At 73.3% G+C, this 2,923-nt stretch carries 3 protein-coding genes; 1 reads left to right on the top strand and 2 read right to left on the bottom strand.

The genetic code is table 11. The annotated features are described in order from the left end of the window. Positions 1-47: 47 nt before the first annotated feature. Positions 48-1,331 carry a DUF58 domain-containing protein gene (locus B7X32_RS20040; protein ID WP_292723797.1) on the bottom strand — a complete coding sequence of 428 codons (1,284 nt, stop codon included), beginning with the start codon at positions 1,329-1,331 and terminating at the stop codon, positions 48-50. Positions 1,332-1,393: 62 nt separating this feature from the next. Next, positions 1,394-2,422, bottom strand: a complete 1,029-nt coding sequence (locus B7X32_RS20035) for a MoxR family ATPase (RefSeq protein ID WP_292723795.1) — start codon at positions 2,420-2,422, stop codon at positions 1,394-1,396. 154 nt (positions 2,423-2,576) lie between these two features. Between B7X32_RS20035 and B7X32_RS20030 the strand changes: the two genes are divergently transcribed. Beyond that, a complete protein-coding gene (locus B7X32_RS20030) occupies positions 2,577-2,843 on the top strand; it encodes a type II toxin-antitoxin system Phd/YefM family antitoxin (RefSeq protein ID WP_292723792.1) in 267 nt (88 codons plus the stop codon). Positions 2,844-2,923: the final 80 nt, after the last annotated feature.

Raw genomic sequence — 2,923 nt, 5'->3', positions numbered from 1 at the left:
CGGCGTCCGTCCGGCGCGGCCGCACGGGACCGCCGTACGCGCTGAGGTCAGCGGACATGCGCCGACTCCTGCGGACCGTGCGCACGCGGGGGCGCCGCCGCGCCGCCGAGAAGCCGTGAGCGGCCGGATCCGGAACCGGCATCGGCCGTTGCGGATCCGGGCTCGCCGGCCCCGCTGTCGGCCCAGGCCTCGGCGGGATCGTCGCCGAGCGCCGCCACGCGCCAGCCCTGCGTCTCGGCGGCGGACAGCGCGTCCGCCCCGGGGGCGGTGGCGATCAGGATCGGGGTTCCGGCCCCGCCGTGCGGGAGCGCGCCGGCATCGCCGGCATCGATCGCGCCCGTGATCACGACGAGCGGACCGACCGTGTGCGCCTCACTCGCCGCGGGCAGCCCGTGGTCGCGCTCGCCGGAGCGCGGCGCGATGCCCGCGAGGGTCACGAGCAGGCCCTCGCGCTCGTCCTCGGCCCCGCGCAGCCGGCCGATCAGCACCCCGGTCGCGTCGACCACGTCGACCGCGAAGCCGTTGTCCACGAGGTGCACGGCGACCGAGGCGCAGGCCGTGACAGCACGGTCGAAGCTCTCGAGATCCGTGACCCCTCCCGCGGCGACCCAGCGCGCGCCGGCGCGGTCGAGCACCACCAGGGCGTCCGGGCTCGACTCCTGCTCCTCCTGGCGCACCATCAGATCGCCGCGGTGCGCGGTCGCGCGCCAGTGGATGCGCCGCATCGAGTCCCCGGGGACGTATCGCCGGGGGGACAGGTTGTCCGCGCCCTGGCCGAGCCGGTGCGACGAGGTCTGGGCGGTGCCCCCGGCGCGCCCGGTGCGGTCGGTCAGCCGCGGCAGCGGCACGACCTGCGGAACGATCGTGATCGGCGTCACGTCGCCGAGCTCGTCGGTGCGGGCGAACAGCCCGAAGGGATCCGCGGTGCTGAGCCGCAGCGGGCCGAGGGAGGCGAGGCCGCGGCGCATGCCAGAGATCGGGTACGTCATCGTCATGGTCGCCCCGCCGGGGATCCGCTCGGCGTCCTCGGGCGGGAACGCGCCGGTCGCTGAGCCGTCCACGGCCGCGGGCAGCCCGTCCCGCCAGCGCCCTGTGGGCTCCCGGACGACCGTGCGGAGATCCACGCGGACGCGGACGGAGGTGTCGTCGCCGACCGTGAGCAGGTCCGCGGCGACCGTCCGGCTGACTCGAGCGCGGCGGCGCGGGACGAAGACGAACAGCGCGGTCAGGACGAGGAGCGCGAACAGCAGCGCGGCCACGTACAGCAGCACGGGCGTGGCGAGCACGTTCGCGCCGATCACGAGGAGCAGCCCCGTCAGGAGCGCGCTCACGCCGCGCCCGGTCATCCTCCGGCCGGGCGGATCCGCTTCGCGGTGCGCGCTCTCCCGCCGGTTCACCGTGGAAGGCCCACCGGCACCGGGATCCGCCGGACGATGCCCTCGAGGGCGGCCTCGATCGGGCGCGCGCCGGCCCGGTGCAGGCCGCGGGCGGGGATGAGCCGGTGCGCGAACACGGCAGGGAGCAGCGAGGTGAGATCGTCCGGGACGACGTAGTCGCGCCCGTCCAGCGCGGCCTGCACCTTGGCTGCGCGCACGAGCTGCAGCGTCGCCCGGGGGCTCGCCCCCAGGTGCAGGTTCGGGTCGCTCCGGGTGGCCTGCGACAGCGCCACGGCGTACTCCTCGAGCGCGGGTGCGACATGCACCGCGCGCGCCCACGTGATGAGCGCGCGCACGTCGGTTGCGGTCAGCACCGGGCGGATGGCGTCCAGAGGGTTGGTCGTGTCGCGCTGGCGCAGCATCAGCGTCTCGGCCTCCGCGTCCGGATAGCCCATCGAGATCCGCATCATGAACCGGTCGCGCTGCGCCTCCGGCAGGGCGTAGGTGCCCTCCATCTCGAGGGGGTTCTGGGTGGCGACCACGAGGAACGGATCCGGGAGCGGCCGGGAGTTGCCGTCCACCGTGACCTGATGCTCCTCCATCGCCTCCAGCAGCGCGGACTGCGTCTTGGGGGAGGAGCGGTTGATCTCGTCCGCGATCACGATGTGCGCGAACACCGCGCCGGGCTTGAACTCGAACTCCTGCGCCACCGGGTTGTAGACGCTCACGCCGGTGACGTCGCCGGGCAGCAGGTCCGGGGTGAACTGGATGCGCCGCACGGTCGCATCGATGCTCGCCGCGAGAGCGCGCGCGAGCATGGTCTTCCCGACGCCCGGCACATCCTCCACGAGCAGGTGGCCCTCGGCGAGCAGGCAGATCAGCGCGCTGCGGACGGCGTCGGCCTTGCCGTCGATCACCTCGGTGATGGAGGACAGGATCGCCGCGGTCTGCCGCGCGAAGCCGGTCGCATCGATCGCTGCGGCGTCGCGGGAGGTCGCGTCCAGAGCGGTGCTCGTGGTGACGTCGGCGGTGTTCGTGGCGTGCATGCGTCCCTCTCACCGGGCGCCGCGGTGCGCCCGCGTCTTGATCGTAACCCGGGGCGGGTACGGGTGGGCGGGGGATCCGGATCGATGCAGACCCGTCCGCATCGAACACAAAAGGCCCTAATGGTTCTATTAGGATTATTGGTATCATTGGCTCATGTCCGATGTGATGCTGTCCGACGCCAAGCGTCAGCTGGGTGCGCTCGTGGAGCGTGCGCACGTGGCGCATGAGCCCGTGTTCCTGTCTCGTCGAGGGCGTCGGGTCGTGGCGATCGTCGACGCCGCCGACTTCGAGCGGATGCGGGAGCTTGCGGAGGATGCGGAGGATGCGGCCGCGGCCGTCGCTGCGCGCCGCGAGATGGTGGAGACGTCCGAGCTGCCCGTGCCATGGGATGAGGTCAAGGCCGAACTCGGGCTGGCATGAGCTTCGCGATCGAGTTCGCGCCGTCCGCTCTCCGGCAGCTGAGGAAGCTGGATCCTGTCGCGAGGCGGCGGATCCAGGCT

The organism is Microbacterium sp. 13-71-7, assembly GCF_002257455.1.
In the GTDB taxonomy this organism is placed as follows: Bacteria; Actinomycetota; Actinomycetes; order Actinomycetales; family Microbacteriaceae; genus Microbacterium.
Note: the sequence above shows the minus strand (reverse complement) of the source record. Positions and strands in the feature narration are given on the sequence as shown.

Bases quoted from the DNA above. Each gene is read 5' to 3' on its own strand.
- B7X32_RS20030 (WP_292723792.1), top strand. From the start codon at position 2,577: ATGTCCGATGTGATGCTGTCCGACGCCAAGCGTCAGCTGGGTGCGCTC.
- B7X32_RS20035 (WP_292723795.1), bottom strand. From the start codon at position 2,422: ATGCACGCCACGAACACCGCCGACGTCACCACGAGCACCGCTCTGGAC.